Raw genomic sequence first — 17,968 nt, 5'->3', positions numbered from 1 at the left:
TAACGGATATCTCGAATAGAGAAGCAAGGGTACGCTTGAAGGGTACACTTTACATCGGCGGTCTCTATTTACGCTTCAATGGCGCGGACAGGATCTTCTGAATCCCCTTTTATGAGATGTCGATTGTCCCATAGAAGCGAGCGCAAATTCGATTTTGAACCTTGAATAACGAAGTGAGGGATATTTTGCTGCTTTGCAATCTCTACACAGCTCCAGGTAGCACGATGCGAAGTGGCTGTCAGCAGCATGAACAGGGCATTCGAACGGCGAAGGGTGGACAGGATACGTCCCGGATTCTCTCCATTCTCATGTATGAGCTCTGCACCTGTATCTTTAACGACTGGCTCGAACCATTTTGACTGACCACCGACAATTACGATGCGGCAGTCCTTGAGAAATGGATCACTCTGTGGCTTGGAACGAGGAAGGGCGGATGTTGAGGACTTAACCGCCGGCAGCTTATTCTTTGTCAGAGGATTTGGAAGCATTTCTCGATAGAGTCTGGAGATTCTGGCAATATGCTTCCCTTCGGCAACGTTGAACAAGCAGGCATCCCCATCTTGCGGGCGCTGAATCTGTACATCCTTGTAATGAAGCGGGTAGCGAATATCAGAGTCGTTCATGCTGACGCAATACCATGTTTGATGTTCGCCTGCTTGGATATAACCGTCAAACTGCGTGATGGGGGAATGGTCATCATCCCCTTGAAGCAGAAGTTCGATCTCGTATAAGAGAGAGTCGCCATTCTTCTTATAGGGGGTACATAATACCTCAGCTTCATGCTGCAGCTGGTGCTGGTAGACCATCGACTCGGTAATATTGAATACTTTTCCGTCTTCAAGCTCAATAAATCCGCCATGATCCCTGCGGTAGAAGGTGCCATTCAGGGATTGCTGATCGGAGCTTGTGTGTATAGCAGCGGGCTCCATCATCTGTTCATCTTGCGTTGCATCGGGTTCAGTCGGCTCGTCGGCAACCGTGTCATTGTTTGAAGCGGTAGACTCTACCGTGTGCTGAATCGGCTCAGGATGTGCGGATTCCGTTTCTTCAAGGAGCTGCTCTTGATAGCGCTCTAACTGATCAATAAGGTCAAATCTTGTTCGTATCGACAGGCGCAGCGGGGCGCCCTTGTCCTTAGAGAATCGGCTGCACAACTGCTCGGACTCTTCATACAAACTGCGCAGCAGCAGCTCTGTCAGCTGCTTGGGCTCTGCTTCTTTCGATTTTTCTTTCTCGCTAAGCTGCTTTTGTCTGCGCTGTTCCCGTTCGAGCATGGCGAGGAGCCCGCTCTTCTCTGACAGCTGCTCTTCAAGCTGGCTTATCGCAGCCTGCAGTGATTTATGTTCGCCTTCCAGGGCTCGCTTTTGATGGCGAAGGCGCTTAGACTCGCTCTCAAGCTCGCCTGCCCGCAGTCGCTGCTGATGAAGCTCATCACGCAGGCTCAGCTCTCTTTGGTGGGCCTCTTGCAGTTTCTTTTCCATCTCTTCCTTAGTGGCATTCAACTGTTCGGTCAGCTTGTCCTGCTGCTTTAACTGCTTGGATAGCTGAGCGGCATCTTGTTCTAGCTTCTGCCTTTGCGTCATCTCGCGATCCAGCTTGCGCTTTAGCGTAGTTGCAACCTTCTCAAGCTGGATAGGGGCTTGCGCTGAGTCGGTGTCCTCGGATCGCTCAAGATCAGGTTGAGCGGTCTCTTCGCTGTTGACGGAAGCAAGCGACAGCGCCTTTTGGTACACGGTCTGCATATGGGTCTCCAACGTCTCGTCACGCTCAGGGAACAGGCGAAGCGACCAATAATAATGCCACACGCCATACTGCTTAATTAATGTATCCTGTTGCTCGATCAGTGAAGCTTGTGTATGCGTCTCTTCAAGTTCGTACATATCCGCGATAGCATAGAGAATGGCTGCTAGTAGCTTAGGCCGGTTCTCCTTCTGGTTATACATCGCAAGAATATGCTTATGGAGAACAGCTTGTGGAAAGGGCCTCTTCGGATAAATGCGGATCGGCAGCTTGAGCTGATGAATGAGACTGCGCTTCTTCTTGTCAGATAGCTCTTGTAAAAAACAACGAACGGGTTCTATTGGAAATGAACCGGTGCAATCCTCTTGAATGCGTTGCAGGTAGGGCATTAACTCATCATCCAATATGGGCATATCTTTTGACATTGTGAATCCTATTAGCTGAGACAGATCTTTGGTATCGATGATTATTCCCTCCTAATTGGTAATTTTGCTGTAGGATGAACATTCTACAAGAGGCCCTCATTTCCTTTTTCCAATCTGAAATTTAAGCAAATTTTTAACCAGAAATTTAAGCAGTTGTGCGGCTTACAGCTTGACCATATATTGGACCGAACAAAAGCTTGTCGCAAGTTGTAATATTAGGTGAGGAATATGGGTGCCAGAGTCGAATGCGGGCGAATTTATCATATAAGCCAAATTTGAACTAACAAATGCAATCGTAACAAGGAAAACAAGGGGATTTCTTTGTGAAAGGGGAATGGATGATAAATCGATCCTACCAATGGTACTTATATCTATATTTGAGCTTGTTTTCGATCGTTGAGGCTGTTGGGATTCTACTGGGACAATCGGTATTTACCGTGAGGATGAACCTATATTTTGCCCCTATCTTGTCTATTGTGCTGCTAACCATTTTATTTATTACATATCCGCGTCCACATGAGAAGGATTTGGTGACGAATCGACAGACGAAAGCCGTCATTCTATTGGCACTGCTGTGGAGTGTGATCATCCTCTTCGTTGAATTTAACGTTTATCATAATGGAATATTTGGCCTAACGATCAAAGAACCGAATATGTACTACTCCATGATTAAGGCGTTGAAGGTTATCTTTCTATTAATCTTGGTCAAGGAGATCAATAATAGAATGGATATTGCGGTGCTCATTTCTGAGATTGCTGTTATTTTCGCTTTTTCGATGATTACGCTGTTATTGCTCTTAAAACATCATTATTACTCCTTGTTTTCAACCTTTTACATCCTTTTGGATGTGTATGCGATCTATATGTCCTTTCAGATCATATTACGATATCGAATGCGATTGTCCAAAGGCGTGAACATCTTATTAGCATCGAGCATGATCATCTGCTTGATTCTGAATGTGATGCAATTTAAGCTGCCGCTTCAATATCTATCCTGGCTTTATCTATATGGATTTGATATCTACAATCGCTCCGCGAGTATTATTTTGGTTGCGGTGCTGTTTATGATTCTAAAACCTAGGCTTCAGATAGAATCGACTGAGGAGCATGAGCAGCCGTATATGCTGGCAACGATTATTAAGCAGCTCTTTCCTTTATTCTGGCTGTTTGCCTGTATTTATTATGGGTGGCAGCTGCAATTCGACCCCTTGACGGGTTGGGCGCTGTTTTTTTGCTGTCTCTTGGTATTCATTCGCCAGATTCTGGTCTCGATTCAAGACAATCAGTATCTCGTACGGTTTTTTCATCTCAATCATGATTTTGATGGATTGCTGGAAGAGCGTGCAGAAGAATTGCTGATTAATGAACAGCGCTACCAGTCTCTCTTTGTACAGCTGGATGAGCCGCTCATTATTCTGGACAACCATGGACATATCTTGTCTTGCAACCCTGCTTATACGCAGTTTCTCACGATGTACTACCGTTTGAATGAACAGAATCCTCTTCCATTTATACGTGACGAGGACTATGATGTTTGGGTGGAGCGCTTCTTGCGAGCTCTTGAGAAGGAAAAGCAGGAGTTCGATTTTGAAGCCTTGGATAAGGATGGTCAGACGCTTCATCTTCATATGAAGATTGTTCCTTACTTATTCCGCAATGAAGTGCTTGGCGTTTATCTGCTTATTAACGATCAGACGTCTCACGTGCTGAATCAAGAGCGTATTCATGAGTTGGCCTTCTACGATCAACTGACGCATCTTCCAAACCGGGTCATGTTCTATCAAGAGGTGGAGAGCCGGCTTGAGGTGTGTCCATATGCTGCTGTCTTCTTCTTGGACATTAATCGCTTCAAAAGCATTAATGATACGTTCGGACATGAGGTGGGCGATTTTGTGCTGTGTGAGTTCTCGAAGCGCGTGCATCATATTATCGGAGGCAATGGCATGGTCTGTCGTCAGAGCGGCGATGAATTCATTATCTTTTTGCCAAGCATGGATCATTGTGCAGCTGAGGCAGTTGCGATTGAGATTGCTGAAGCCATACAGGTGCCGATGGAATACATGTCTTTTCGTATACGTACAGGCGTCAGCATCGGCATTTGCATGTATCCGGAGGAGGGCAGGACTTTAGCGCAGTTAATTGGCAATGCGGACAAAGCGATGTATGCTGCCAAGCAAGAAGGCTTGACCTGCTTCAAATTCTTTAATCCCGAGCTTCGACAGGTGCTTGAGCGCGATCTGTTGATTGAACAGGGGCTTAGGCTGTGCATTGAGAATCAAGAGCTGTTTGTCTACTACCAGCCGAAAGTCCATGTGGCAGAGCATAAGCTGTATGGAGTTGAAGCCCTGCTGCGCTGGAAGCATCCACAGCTTGGCTTTGTGTCGCCAGCAGCGTTCATTCCGATTGCGGAAGAGGCGGGCATGATTCATGCGCTCGGTGACTGGGTGCTTGAGAGCGTGTGCCAGCAATTGAGAAGATGGGATGAAGAAGGAATTGAAGTAGGCACGGCAAGCATGAACGTATCGCTGAAGCAGCTTGAGCATATGGACTATAAGGATCGAGTACTGTCCACGCTGGAGCGCTATTCGATTCATCCTTCAAGGCTGGAGCTCGAAATTACAGAAAGCATTGCGATGTGCGATCAAGAGCATATTTTGCATACCTTAAATGAACTGCACGAGCAGGGGCTTAAGTTGTCCATGGATGACTTTGGCACTGGTTACGCTTCGCTGTCGTACATTACACTATATCCGCTGAATACGATTAAGATTGATCGAACCTTTGTTGAAGCGACCACCGTGTCCGATCAGATTAAGCTAATCGATATGATCATATCCATGACTCATCAGCTAGGGCTGGAGGTCATCGCTGAGGGAGTGGAGACGGTGGAGCAAATGGAATATTTGCAGGCTAGGCAGTGCGTATTAATGCAGGGGTATTTATTCAGCAAGCCTCTTCCTGCTAATGAATTTATCATATGGCTTCACCAATATGAGGCTCAAGGTCAACAGGCGACAGCAAATCCTTAAAATTTGTTTACTCGACATCTGAAACGCTACTTATGTATAATAATGAAAAACGCTGGATATTAGATGGTGGTGATTCCAATTTTTTACGCATTGGCCTTTATCTTGTCTTTTGTCATTGTGTATGTGTTAATTCCGCCGCTTGGGAAGATGGCTTTCCGCATTGATTTTGTGGACAAGCCGCGACCTGATGCGGAACGCAAGATTCATCGACAGCCTATTCCTTTGACAGCGAGTTATGCAATCTTTATTGGTTTTCTTGTCTCTTACCTGCTGTTTACGACAGAATACAGCATGGAGACGATAGGTATTCTAAGCGGAGGATTCTTGCTCTTGGTCATTGGAACCGTGGATGATTGGTTTAAGACGAAAGGCAAGGAACTGCCTGCACTTCCGAAGTTGATCGTTCAGGTTGCTGCTGCAGTCATCGTATTTTCTAGCGGCATTGCGTTTACAGGCTTTGTGAATCCTTTTACGCATGAGTATGTGATGCTGCCAGTCTGGCTGCAATTCATCCTGACCATCTGCTGGATATTTGGTGTGACGACCGTCATTAACTTTACGGATGGCATGGACGGGCTGGCGGGCGGATTGTCCGCGATCTCGGGAATTACGCTGTTTATTGTTGCGATCTCCATGGGGCAAACCAATTCAGCGATGCTGGCCATTGTGCTCGTCGGGGTAACGCTTGCCTATCTGCGATACAACAAGGCACCGGCTCAAGTATTTATGGGTGATGCGGGGGCGACTTTCATCGGCTTTATTCTTGCGGTGATTGCCTTGGACGGCGCCTTCAAGCAAGCAACGGTTTTGTCACTGTTTATCCCGATTCTGGCTTTGGGTGTCCCGATCTTCGATAACATTTATGTTGTCGTGAAACGGCTGATGGATCATAAGCCGATCTATATTGCAGATGCAAGCCAAGCGCATTATCGCTTGCTTCGTGCAGGCTTGACGCAGCGCCAGACTGTCATGGTGCTCTATCTAATCAGCACCTGCCTATGCTTGTCCTCGATTATATTATTGCTCTTATAGCATCTTTACAACATGGCATAAGCGAATCAACGGCCTCTCTTATTCGCAAGGGGAGCTTTTCCTGTGGAAGCAGGAAAGGGCTCTTGCCTTCGGATAGAGGGGCTTTTTGCATGCTTCATGGATAAATGGATAGGGATGAGGCGAATAACTTTAGTCATGTAAAAGGGATACCGGGAGGACATCGCGAAAAATAAAAAGATAAACAAAAAGAGTATTCCATGCTGCCAATAAGCCGATCGTTAGGACGTCAGGAGCAAGAGCAATAGGTGGATGAGGGTCTTACAGACAGATTCTGCACATGCAAAAGGGGGAGCCATAGTGAAGCAGCCGACTATTTCTGGAAGCGCTTACATTCATCGCTATTTTCATTTTTTAAGGTCTAGATTCTATCCTCGCCGATTGTGGATGCGATTTTTATTTCCTTATATGCTGTTCCTTGGATTGACCTTAATTGCGGGCTGGATCGCTTATCATGCTACGCTCAGCGCCTTTGAGAAGGTGGTGCTGGAGCGCAACGCCAAGGCGATTCATCAAGCGCAGGAATTGCTGGATGTTCGTTTATCCGAAGTGGAGCTGATCGCAGAACAAATAGCAGAGCATCCGAAGATCAAGGCCTTTCAAGTCGTTAAACAGCCATTTGAAGGACATAATGTGCTGAAGGTGATGTCAACGAAAATGGCCTTAAAGGATGTCAATCTTAGCAATCAGTTTCTACTCGATTATTTTGTTGTGTTCAAAAACAGCGATCTTGCCATCTCGGCCCACCGCGTGCAAATGCTGAGTGAATTCTATGGGGATCGGTATCAGGTCGAGGGCTGGAGCTTAGGGGAATGGAGAAGCAGAATGCTCGACCGTTACCGCTCACAGCATTATATGGCCAGCTCGGAGGTCACATACAAGAATCGTACCGAGCAGATGATTACTTATGTGCGCTCGCTAGGCTATCCAGGCTTCTATCAGGGCGTGGTTGTTGTCTTGATTCCTTATCAGGAGGTAATGAAGCTGCTGCCGGTGATGAAGGATGGCTGGGTGCAGATTCTTGACCAGGAGGATAAGACCATTGCCTTTTTCGGAGGAGGAAACGAGGAGCAGATCCCAAGAAATATCCTTCTCGATGCTTCTAATGAGCCGCTTCTTACGACGGTTAATGATCAGGAAGTGCTGATTACGAAGCATGTCTCGCCTAACACGAAGTGGACCTTTATTACTGCTCAGCCGACGAGCGAAGTGCTGAGCAGTGTCATGGCTATTAAGCGAACGACCTTTACGACGGCAGGCATTCTATTGGTTGTGATTATGCTGCTCGCTTTCTGGCTGTCACGGCGCAACAGCCACCCGATTCAAAGCCTATACGACCATGTTGTTCCTGCGGAACGATTGCGTGGAGAGATGAAGAAGCCTCAGGCTAGAGACATCTTCAGTACGCTTCGAGAAGCGTATACCGATCTGCTCAATACTGCAACCACCTTGAACCAGAAGCTGATTGAGCGCCAAGAGTATGCCCGCGTCGCCCTGTTCGGCAAATGGCTTAGGGGCGGTTATATGCATGAGCAGCAGCTTCAAGCATCGCTTGGCCATGTAGGGTTGGAGCGAGACGCCCGCTTCTATGCGGTTGGTGCCCTTCATCTTGGCTGGCATGGAGAGGAGTGGAATTCCTCTATACTAGAAGAGCTTGAGCTTAAGCGCATTGTTGTCAGAGATGAGCTATTGAAGAGTGCGCTGCTGGCCTTTGACCTTGTGGATACCGAGCAGGACCAACTGGCGGTTATCTTCTATGCGGATGAGGAGCGTCATGCGACTAAGGACAGCTTTGCACAGGACATCCATCATTTTCTGCATCAGCTTGATTATCGGCTCAAGTCCTATCCGCTCTTTATTACGATGGGCGTAGGCGGAATTGTCGTTGATCCGATTGCCGTAGCAAGCTCCTATCATCAAGCACAGTATTTAGTAAACAATGCCGATGCGGAAGCGAATTGGATGAAGGGAAGACCGGCTGCGTATATGTGGTGGACCAATGAAGAGCTAGAGCAGCAAGGCATGTATGTGTACCGGGAAACGACGGAGCAGCAGCTCATTCATGCGATTCGCGGCGGCAATCGTGAGGAGGCATGCTGCCTGATGAGAGAGATTTGGAGAGAAAACTGGGGGGAAACCGTCCTCACAAGCTCGATGAAGCGCTGGCTGCTGACGGATATGTATGCGACCATAATGAAGCAAGCCTTGGCCTTGGATCTTGCCCTGCTTGAGGAACCTCAGCGGATGCAGAAGCGGCTGATGAAGCAATCGGAGTCGCTGACAGGCTTGTTCCATCGCATGGAGAAGGAGGTTGTCCATTTGTGCGAGAGCGTGCATCAGAAGAAGCGCAGCCGCAATGATGGGCTGATGCAGGAGATGCGCAGCTATATTGACAAGCACATCGGCAATCCATCCTTGTCACTTGTGATGGTAGCAGATCATCTGCAGGTCTCAGAAGCGTATGTATCTGCTTTTTTCAAAGAACAGCAGGGTGTGAACTTTTCCGAATATATTGAGCAGATGCGTTTTGCCGAAGCGAAGCGACTGATGGCAGAGGACTTGGCGCTGACCATGATCGCTGAACGTGTGGGCTATAATTCCTTGAACTCCTTCAGCCGCGCATTCAAGCGTGCGCACGGGATGAGCGCTTCTGATTATCGAAAATGGAATAACGGCTTAAAAAGGGAATAGTCCCTTTTCTATAGCCGTGCATAGTTCTGAAGCATCGCTTCTTTTCATCGCCTAGCGTCTGCTTTATGCTGTGAAGCATATTCGAAGCGGACAGGAGGTGATGAGGATGAGCTATATGAGACGATCATGGAGATTGTATGTGATATTTGCGCTCCCTCTATTGTATATATTGCTGTTCAAATATGGCCCGATGGTGGGTGCGCAGATTGCTTTCAAGGATTACTCGGTCGTGAAAGGGATATGGGGCAGCGACTGGGTAGGGCTGAAGCATTTTATCCGCTTCTTCAACTTTCATGATTTTTGGACCATTATGAATAACACCTTGATCATCAGTGTCTACTCTTTAGTGGTCAGTACACCGCTCCCGCTATTGCTGGCACTCAGCCTGAATGCGGTGCGTCAGCGCTGGTTCAAGAACACCGTGCAGATGGTCAGCTATGCCCCGCACTTTATATCTACCGTCGTCATTGTAGGCTTGCTGCTGCAGTTTATGGACCCTAGAGCAGGCATGATTAATCAGTTTCTTGGTCTCGTCGGGATCGATCCGATCCACTTTATGGGGGAACAGCGCTATTTCACCTCTATTTATGTATGGTCAGGCATTTGGCAGCATGTCGGCTTCTCCTGCATTATTTACATTGCCGCATTATCGACGGTCGATCCGTCCTTGCATGAAGCGGCTGTTATCGACGGAGCAGGAAGGCTGAAGCGTATCTGGCATATTGATCTGCCGGCCGTGCTGCCTATTGCGACAATCCTGCTCATATTGAATACAGGCCAGCTTCTGGACACAGGCTTTGAGAAGATCTATCTCATGCAGAATCCACTCAATCTATCGACCTCTGAAGTGATTGATACGTACGTATACAAGATTGGCTTATTGTCGCAAGCGATGAGCTTCTCTTATGCGACTGCAATCGGTCTGTTCAAATCCATCATCTCGCTTATGCTGCTTTGGACGGTTAACCGTACGGCAAGCAAGATCGGACAAGAAAGCCTATGGTAATCGACAGCATCAAGCTGAACAAAGAGCATGAAAGTAGAGAGGAGGGGAAATATGGACCAGTTGTCATCAAGGGGCGATCGGGTATTTGATATGTTCAATTTGCTGATATTGGGCTTGTTTTTAATTACCGTATTATACCCTTTAATCTATGTTGTAAGCGCTTCATTTAGCTCGCCTGCAGCAGTGATTGGAGGGAGAGTGTGGCTGTGGCCAGTTGATATTTCCTTTGAAGGCTATGCAGCGGTGTTTCGCCACCGCTTAATCTGGACCAGCTTCATGAACACCATTACGTATACGCTGCTTGGTACAGTGATCAGTCTCGTGATTACGGTTCTGGCTGCTTATCCGTTGTCTCGCAAGGATTTCAAGGGGCGCAAGGGCTTTACCTTATTATTTGTATTCACGATGATGTTCAATGGCGGGTTGATTCCGATGTATCTTCTCGTTCGTGGGCTTGGCATGCTTGATACGCTCTGGGCGATGGTTATTCCATCTGCGCTGTCGGTGTGGAATGTGATGATTATGGTGACCTACTTCCGCACAAGCATCCCTGAGGAATTGTTGGAGTCGGCGCAGATAGACGGCTGCAATGACTTTACGTATCTGCTTCGCATTGTCCTGCCGTTGTCAGGTCCCATCATCGCAGTCATGACCTTGTTCTACGGGGTTGACCAATGGAATCAATACTTTAATGCTCTTATTTTCCTAAAAAGTGAAGTGCGCTTCCCGCTTCAACTCGTGCTGCGCGATATTTTGATTCAGAATCAGGTGTCGCAAGAGACGCTTGGAGATGTAAGCACAGCTGCTGCAAGGCAAGGCCTGAGGGAGCTGTTGAAGTACTCGTTAATTGTGATTTCTTCGGTACCACTGCTTGCGGTCTATCCATTCGTTCAGAAATTTTTTGTGAAAGGCATCATGATCGGTTCCATTAAAGGATGAACCTGTGCAAGGAGCTTGTTGTTTAAGCATCAATATGCGGGTTGGATTGTGAAAGCGACGAAGGGGGAATGAAAGGATGAAAAGTCAGGGGATTCGTTCACGTGTACTTATGCTGTTATTGGCAATGATGCTTGTGGTATCGGCTTGCTCAAGCGGCACAGAAGGCAAGGAAAAGGGGAATTCATCCACTTCAGATGCGTTGGCCTTGTCTGAGAAAGGAACGTTTCCATTAGTCACAGAAAAAGCAACACTGAAGGTGATGATTCCGTCCAACTCTTTGGTAGAGAATTTTGAGACGAATGAATTTACCAAGTGGTATGAAGAGAAAACCAATGTTCATATAGAGTGGATCATCGTGCCGCAGCAAAGCGCTTCGGAGAAGCTGAACCTGATGCTCGCCTCAGGCGATTATCCTGATATCATCATGGGCATGGGCGTATCGGCTGCGCAGCAGATGATCTATGGCAAGCAAGGCGTGTTCTTGCCGCTCAATGATTATATAGATGAGTACAGCGTTAATTTTAAGAAAGTGCTGGAAGAGCGCGATTATTTGAAAGCCAGCATCAGCGCACCAGACGGCAATATCTATGCGCTGCCAGAAGTGAATGAATGCTATCACTGCTCGATGGCGCAGAAGCTGTGGATCAATCAGGATTGGCTTGATGCGCTTGGTCTCAAGATGCCGACGACGACAGAAGAGCTGTATCAAGTGCTGAAGGCCTTTAAAGAGAAGGACCCGAATGGCAACGGCAAGGCTGATGAAATCCCATTGTCTGGCGCGCCTCAAGGCAGCGGCTGGCTGTCTTCCATCGATGCCTTTCTGATGAATGCGTTTACGTATAATCCTGTATTCAGCACCTCGCGCAATCATATGTATACGAGAGATGGCAAGGTAGAGGTTGCCTACAACCAGCCTGGCTGGAAAGAAGGACTCCGATATATGCAGAAGCTGTATAGTGAAGGGCTGATTGACCCGCAGATATTTACACAGGACAGCGATCAATTGCTGAAGCTTGGTGAAGGTTCCGATACCCCGATTCTCGGAGCAGCCGTCGGCGGTCATACCGGAGTATTCACCCAGATTGGGGGAGAGAGCGGCCGCTGGCTTGATTATGTCTCTGTTCCCGCTCTGCAAGGGCCAGATGGCACGCAATATGCGGCATACGACCCTTACGGCTTCTCGATCGGCAAGGTCGTCATTACGAAGAACGCGAAGCATCCGGAGCTTGCATTCCGCTGGATTGATGGCTTCTATGATGAGGAGACGTCTCTGCGCACCACGATTGGACGGCCAGATCAGGAATGGCGTCAAGCCACAGATGGTGAGATTGGCATAAACGGCGAGCCAGCGAAGTGGGCGAAGCTGGTTGAGTATGGCCAAATTCAAAATGTGCACTGGGAGCAGACAGGTCCGACCTACCGCTCCAATGAGCTTCGTCTAAGCCAAGCCGTAACGAATGAGAACGAGCCGAATCTGGAAGTGCTGCTCTATCAAGCCACCAAGCAGAATTATGAGCCGCATAAGCCGACGGATGTTACGTTCCTGCCGTCTTTGTTCTTCACGGAGGAGCAGGCATCAGAGCTTGCCGATCTCATGAAGACGATCAATGACTATGTGGATCAAATGACGGCTAGCTTCGTGACTGGGGAATCCGACGTGGATTCGGATTGGGACAACTACTTGCAGACGCTAGAGGGAATGAATCTTGCTCGACTGCTGCAGATACATCAGGAGGCGTTCGATCAGCGCCAATAATACGCCAACAGACCAAGCGGGATGAACTCCTGCTTGGTCTGTTCTATTTGATCGTTAGCGCCTGCGGTTGATCGATCCTTCTATGCTGTGCTCCGTTCTGTATGCCCTTAATCGAATGATAGGGGCGAATGCTGAGCTTCTTCCGCTCTAGATGACCACCTATGTGTGCGTACTATGCGTCTAGTTCATAGGTGTGCCTGGCTGAACATCAGCCTGACGCTTGGCCCAGACAATCGAGATGACCATACCGACCATGAGCACGGCTGCGCCAAATGTATATGGAAGATTCAAATGAACATCGAAGAGCACTCCGGCAAAGATCGGGCCAAAGATGCTGCCGAGGCTGTTGTACGTATTATTCAGTCCAGCTACGAAGCCTTGCTCGTTCGCGCTTGCCATCTTGGACAAGAGCGTATTCATCGCTGGCCGCATCAGCGACACGAAGGTGAAGAAGCAGATGCTCATGGCAAGGACGTACCAGAATTGCCCGGACAATAGCAGCATGATCATCGATAACGCTGCGCCAATCATCGTATAGCGAATGACCTTCTGTTCTCCGAAGCGTCCGACCAATCGCTCAATCAGCCACGCTTGTGTGAAGACGCCGATCAATGCGCCTGCCGTAATGAGTACGGAGATTTCCTTGGCTGTAAATCCGTAGCGATCAGCGGCAAACAGCGGGAATACCGTCTCGTAGTTCATCAGCCCGAAGGACATGATGAAGATAAGAATCAGCAGCACGAAGTACGGAGCTGACACGGATTGGCGGAGCTGCATCAGCATGGATACCTTGGGCGCCTGCACAGCGCCCATCTCTGCTTTCTTCTCTGCTGTTAAGGTCTCAGGCAGGATGAATAAGGAGAGCAGCATCCCAATCATTCCAAGTCCAAATGCGACAAAGAACGGTGCTCGGATGCCATAGGAGGCAAGCATGCCGCCAATGCCAGGTCCAATCGCAATCCCAAGGTTCATGGCGGCACTTAATAAGCCCATGCCTTTGGCGCGTGTCTCTACTGTTGTGATGTCTGCGACATAAGCCATGATGGATGGGATCATCAGTCCTGTTCCGACACCGCCGAATAGACGAGCAACATATAAGAGCCATACGGTCTCCGTTAGTGCGGAGAAGAGATGGGACATTCCCGTGAGGATAAGGCCAACGACGATCATGATCTTGCGTCCATAGCGGTCAGACCATCTTCCGCCTATAGGAGAGAGCAGGAATTGCGCAACGCCGAAGGTGGCAACAAGATAACCTGCTGTTGACCCCCCAACGTCAAAGTACTTCAAATATTCGGGCAGGATTGGAATAATAATGCCGATCCCCATTAGTGCAATAAACATGTTTAGCATTAAAATGTATAGCGGCATATTGTTGTTGAATCTTGCTTGCATGAATCTACCTACCTGTTCTTAAGAATGATGTCTTTCCTATGGTTCAGTTTCTCTATTCTACTTTAAAAAAGTAAGAAAAGCTACGGAAGAATAGCAAACAATAATTGGACGCCTGGCAGGAAGAAATGTCCTTCATTGTCAATGAAACGGTATCCTGACTCTGTCAAATGTGATATATATAGTAGAAAATAATGATGACTAGGTGAACACATGTCTATCTTTCTTCATATTCTATTTAACAACGTCATTCCTATTTCGATTGTGATCTCGATTGGGATCGTGCTGCAGCGGATTTTCGCTCTCGACATCAGGACGCTGTCGAAGCTTAATTTCTATCTTTTTTCTCCGTGCATTATGTTCGAGCTGCTGTATACTACCGATCTATCGCTTCAGGTTATCGGTCAGGTGCTGCTGTTCTTCACTCTCTTTATGCTGCTTCAGTACGGTGTGCTTGAGATTGTCGTACGACTACGAGGCTATCAAGGCGGCATGAGAGCGGCCATGCGAAATAGCGTCTTGTTCTACAACAGCGCCAACTATGGGATCCCGATTAATCAACTCGCCTTTGCAGGCAACACCTATACTCTCTCCATTCAGGTTCTGATCATGATGATGCAGTCCCTAATCCCGAATACATATGGAATTTATAGTGTAAATGCGCATAAGGCCAATCTCCGTCAGGTGCTGATGACCATTCTGAGCATGCCTACCATCTATGTGATTCCGCTCGCCTTCATCATGCGCGGCTTTGCCATTCCAATTCCTTTGTTTTTGGAGATTCCAATCGGCTATATAGCCGATGCGTTCTTTGGCATGGCTCTGTTCACTCTGGGCGTGCAGCTTGGCAGCATGTCGTGGAAGATGAATCGACAACAGGTGTTCGATGTCAGCTTATCGGGTGTCCTTCGCTTGGTAGCAGGCCCGGTCCTTGCCTTTGCTGTTGTCTATATGCTGGGCTTGGACAAGATGATGGCGGCAGCATTGATTGTGTCCTCTGCCGTCCCGACTTCGCTGAGCAGCGTGCTGCTGGCGGTAGAATTCGATAATGAGAAGGAATTCTCTTCCCAGACGGTGCTCGTGTCTACGATGCTCAGCATGCTGACGGTCTCGGCTGTGATCTATTTTGTACAGTAGAAGCAATGCCTCTTCTCATGCCGCACGGAAGTGAAGCTTATTAAATGGTTGTCTATTGTGGCAGGTGAAGCGTCTGCTTGTTTCTTTTGGATCGGCCTGCAAGCACAAACGGAAGCTGCAAGAGAAGAAACAGGATCAACGCGATGCCTTCTAAAGACAGCAGATACCAAGGGTACGGTCCCAATACATCAAGCAGGGAAGTCGTGTCGGGCTTGCCGGATATGAACATGTAATTGCTGCCCAGTATGGCATTGACTGACCCTATGACAACAAGCAGGACATTGAGATACAACATCGAAATGCCGATAGATTTCAATGTTGGCCGATATTCTTCCACCCAAACCATATACAGCGCAGCAAGGATAATGGCGATATGCGCAGCAAAGAACTCGATGAAGCGGTAGTGGGGAAAGTCATAGAAGAGCGCTGGGGTCAATAAAGCCATCAGCGCTCCGGCGATTCCCGTAAAGTATACGAGGTGCGCAAGCCAATGGCTGCGAAGCAGCAGCATCAGGACACTTAGGTAGAGCGACAGCGTACACAGCTCCAGCGGCAGCGTGTCCTTCACGTCGTATACGCCTTCTGATACATACCAGATATTTAGGGTAGCCTCGCATAGCACCAGGATGCTTAAGATGCTGTATCGAAGAATCGATTGCGCTCTTCCATGGGTGAACGCATGGCGGCTTAGATATAAGCCGATGATGAGCACTGCCGCAAGGGCGAGCGCAACCAGATGGGATGCTCCATAATGAACAAAGCCAGTTGGCGAGTTGGCATCAAGCCATGACATCTTTGCTCCTCCTTTGTCGAATAAATAGGGATGGTGTCCTACTTTTCCTAAATGTAGCAGGTGGTATGCTCAATGGGCAAGCTTCATTGTTAATATAGAAAGGATGATAAGCTTGCGGAAGGGGTAGGGACGAGGACGGTCGTCTATAACTTAGGGATAGATGCATTTGCAGCTAGGGGATAGTGGTAAGAGGAGGAATGATGATGAATACGATTATGATTGTCGAAGACGATCCCAAGATTGCACAGCTGCTTCAATCCCATATTGAGAAATACGGGGACGAAGGAGTTATTATAGAAGATTTTAGCCATGTTCTGGATCAATTCCAGGAGATACAGCCGCAAGTTGTGCTTATGGATGTGAATTTGCCGAGCTATGATGGCTATTATTGGTGCAGGCAGATCCGCACGGTATCGACCTGTCCCATTATATTTATTTCGGCAAGAAATGGGGAGATGGATCAGGTTATGGCACTTGAGAATGGGGCGGATGATTATATTACGAAGCCGTTCCCCTTCGAGGTGGTCATGGCGAAGATTAGAAGCCAGATTCGAAGAGTGTACGGGGATTATGCGATGAAGGAACGAACGATTGAGCAGTTCGGCTTGGCTCTTTATCCAGAGCGCATGGAACTGAAGCTGAAGAACAAGCTGATCGTGCTTACACGCAAAGAAGCACTCCTCATGGAAGCGCTGCTGATCAAGAGTCCTCGGATTGTAAGCCGTGAAGCTATTCTCAGCAAGCTGTGGGATGATGATCACTATGTAGATGATAATACACTGAGCGTAAATATAACGCGACTCCGCAAGAAGCTGACGGATATTGGGATTGATGATGCAGTGGAGACGGTTCGCGGGGTAGGCTACCGCTTGAATATCACGTGGCGGGAAGAAGGGTAGAGATGCGGCTTTTTATAAAGGATCATCTTTCGCTTATCGTTTTTAATATCATCCAGCTGCTCGTGGTGCTGATGGTTTTTTGGTTTGATGGATACGATCACGGATGGACGGCCTTTTATGCGTTTTTCCTAGGGGCGTTTCTTCTGCTATGCTTTATCCTGTACCGATACTTTACGCTTCGCTCCTATTATGAGAGTCTGTCGAATCCTTCCGTTGACCCGCCTGAAGCAAGGCCGAAGACGATTGCGGCTGTGCCAGCAGCCCTTCAGCGTCTGCTTGTTGTGCAGTTTCAGCACTATCAAGGGAAGCTGCGGGTATGGGAGCGCAAGCAGCAGGAACATCTAACCTTTATGAATCATTGGGTGCATCAGATGAAAACGCCGCTGTCTGTTATCGAACTGATCGTGCAGAATACGGATGACCCAGAGAATGAGAGCATCTCGGAAGAAGCAGATCGCTTGCGTCAGGGGCTCGATATGGTGCTCTATATGGCGAGGCTTGAGACCTTTGCGCAGGACTTTCATGTGGAGCAAATAGAGCTTCGAAAGCTTGTCCATGAGGTCATCCAAGAGAATAAACGCTCCTTTATACGCAACTATGTGTACCCTGCTATTGAGATTGATGAGCGGTATAAGGTTGAAAGTGATGCCAAGTGGCTGAGATTTATGCTGCAGCAGATCTTGTCTAACGCCATCAAGTATTCGGCAGGTACGAGAACGCAGATTAAAGTGAATGCCTATGAGAAGGGGAGCGATATCGTCCTTACAGTACGGGATCAGGGGGCAGGGATACCGAAGACCGACCTCACGCGTGTGTTTCAACCCTTCTTCACAGGTGAGAACGGAAGGGTATACAAGGAGTCGACGGGCATGGGACTTTATCTGGTCCGAACCATCGCAGAGAAGATGCAGCATGAGGTGGCCATTGAGTCTGTGGTTGGAGAAGGGACGATTGTGTACATCACTTTTCATAATACGATGCATCAGACCATGCTCGATTAGTAGCTAGGAGGAAGAAAGTCTGAAATCCTTAGTCAACGCGCGTAGTAGAGGAAATGAGCAGGCCAAATAAGCCGTTTACACGACCAATAAATGGTAAAATATGGGTGTAT

General features: G+C 48.0%; 12 protein-coding genes. 9 read left to right on the top strand and 3 right to left on the bottom strand.

Features of this window, described 5'->3' with window-relative positions; translation table 11 throughout:
• Positions 1-68: 68 nt before the first annotated feature.
• On the bottom strand, positions 69-2,129 hold the full coding sequence (locus tag B9Y93_RS21290) for a DUF2325 domain-containing protein (protein ID WP_085498056.1): 2,061 nt from the start codon (positions 2,127-2,129) through the stop codon (positions 69-71).
• Between the two features lie 374 nt (positions 2,130-2,503).
• Here B9Y93_RS21290 and B9Y93_RS21285 point away from each other — a divergent pair, with 374 nt between their 5' ends.
• The 6 genes from B9Y93_RS21285 (at position 2,504) to B9Y93_RS21260 (ending at position 12,636) form a co-directional block, all read left to right on the top strand.
• Complete coding sequence (locus tag B9Y93_RS21285; protein ID WP_176229000.1) at positions 2,504-5,194, top strand: putative bifunctional diguanylate cyclase/phosphodiesterase; 2,691 nt, start codon at positions 2,504-2,506, stop codon at positions 5,192-5,194.
• 63 nt (positions 5,195-5,257) lie between these two features.
• Positions 5,258-6,226 carry an MraY family glycosyltransferase gene (locus B9Y93_RS21280; RefSeq protein ID WP_085498052.1) on the top strand — a complete coding sequence of 323 codons (969 nt, stop codon included), beginning with the start codon at positions 5,258-5,260 and terminating at the stop codon, positions 6,224-6,226.
• Positions 6,227-6,544: 318 nt separating this feature from the next.
• Positions 6,545-8,935, top strand: a complete 2,391-nt coding sequence (locus tag B9Y93_RS21275) for a helix-turn-helix domain-containing protein (protein ID WP_176228999.1) — start codon at positions 6,545-6,547, stop codon at positions 8,933-8,935.
• A 106-nt stretch (positions 8,936-9,041) separates the two neighbouring features.
• On the top strand, positions 9,042-9,941 hold the full coding sequence (locus B9Y93_RS21270) for an ABC transporter permease (protein WP_240968228.1): 900 nt from the start codon (positions 9,042-9,044) through the stop codon (positions 9,939-9,941).
• Between the two features lie 51 nt (positions 9,942-9,992).
• Complete coding sequence (locus B9Y93_RS21265; RefSeq protein ID WP_085498047.1) at positions 9,993-10,880, top strand: carbohydrate ABC transporter permease; 888 nt, start codon at positions 9,993-9,995, stop codon at positions 10,878-10,880.
• A 76-nt stretch (positions 10,881-10,956) separates the two neighbouring features.
• Entirely contained in the window at positions 10,957-12,636 is a 1,680-nt protein-coding gene (locus tag B9Y93_RS21260; protein WP_085498045.1) for an ABC transporter substrate-binding protein, read from the top strand.
• Positions 12,637-12,816: 180 nt separating this feature from the next.
• Here B9Y93_RS21260 and B9Y93_RS21255 read toward each other — a convergent pair whose 3' ends face one another.
• Positions 12,817-14,031 (bottom strand): MFS transporter, encoded by a 1,215-nt coding sequence (locus tag B9Y93_RS21255; protein ID WP_085498043.1) that lies wholly within the window; start codon positions 14,029-14,031, stop codon positions 12,817-12,819.
• 210 nt (positions 14,032-14,241) lie between these two features.
• On the opposite strand from B9Y93_RS21255, the gene B9Y93_RS21250 reads away from it, so the two are divergent.
• Positions 14,242-15,165, top strand: a complete 924-nt coding sequence (locus B9Y93_RS21250; protein WP_085498041.1) for an AEC family transporter — start codon at positions 14,242-14,244, stop codon at positions 15,163-15,165.
• Positions 15,166-15,217: 52 nt separating this feature from the next.
• On the opposite strand, the gene B9Y93_RS21245 is transcribed toward B9Y93_RS21250, so the two are convergent.
• The gene (locus B9Y93_RS21245) at positions 15,218-15,958 is read right to left on the bottom strand and encodes a YwaF family protein (protein ID WP_085498039.1); all 741 of its coding nucleotides are present in this window, start codon (positions 15,956-15,958) and stop codon (positions 15,218-15,220) included.
• Between the two features lie 203 nt (positions 15,959-16,161).
• On the opposite strand from B9Y93_RS21245, the gene B9Y93_RS21240 reads away from it, so the two are divergent.
• Positions 16,162-16,857 (top strand): response regulator transcription factor, encoded by a 696-nt coding sequence (locus B9Y93_RS21240; protein ID WP_085498037.1) that lies wholly within the window; start codon positions 16,162-16,164, stop codon positions 16,855-16,857.
• Between the two features lie 2 nt (positions 16,858-16,859).
• Positions 16,860-17,858 (top strand): sensor histidine kinase, encoded by a 999-nt coding sequence (locus tag B9Y93_RS21235; RefSeq protein WP_085498035.1) that lies wholly within the window; start codon positions 16,860-16,862, stop codon positions 17,856-17,858.
• Positions 17,859-17,968: the final 110 nt, after the last annotated feature.

Origin of the sequence: Paenibacillus aquistagni (assembly GCF_900177815.1) — a bacterium.
In the GTDB taxonomy this organism is placed as follows: Bacteria; Bacillota; Bacilli; order Paenibacillales; family Paenibacillaceae; genus Paenibacillus_B; species Paenibacillus_B aquistagni.
The sequence above is the reverse complement of the archived record's forward strand: the minus strand, read 5'-3'. Positions and strand labels throughout refer to the sequence as shown.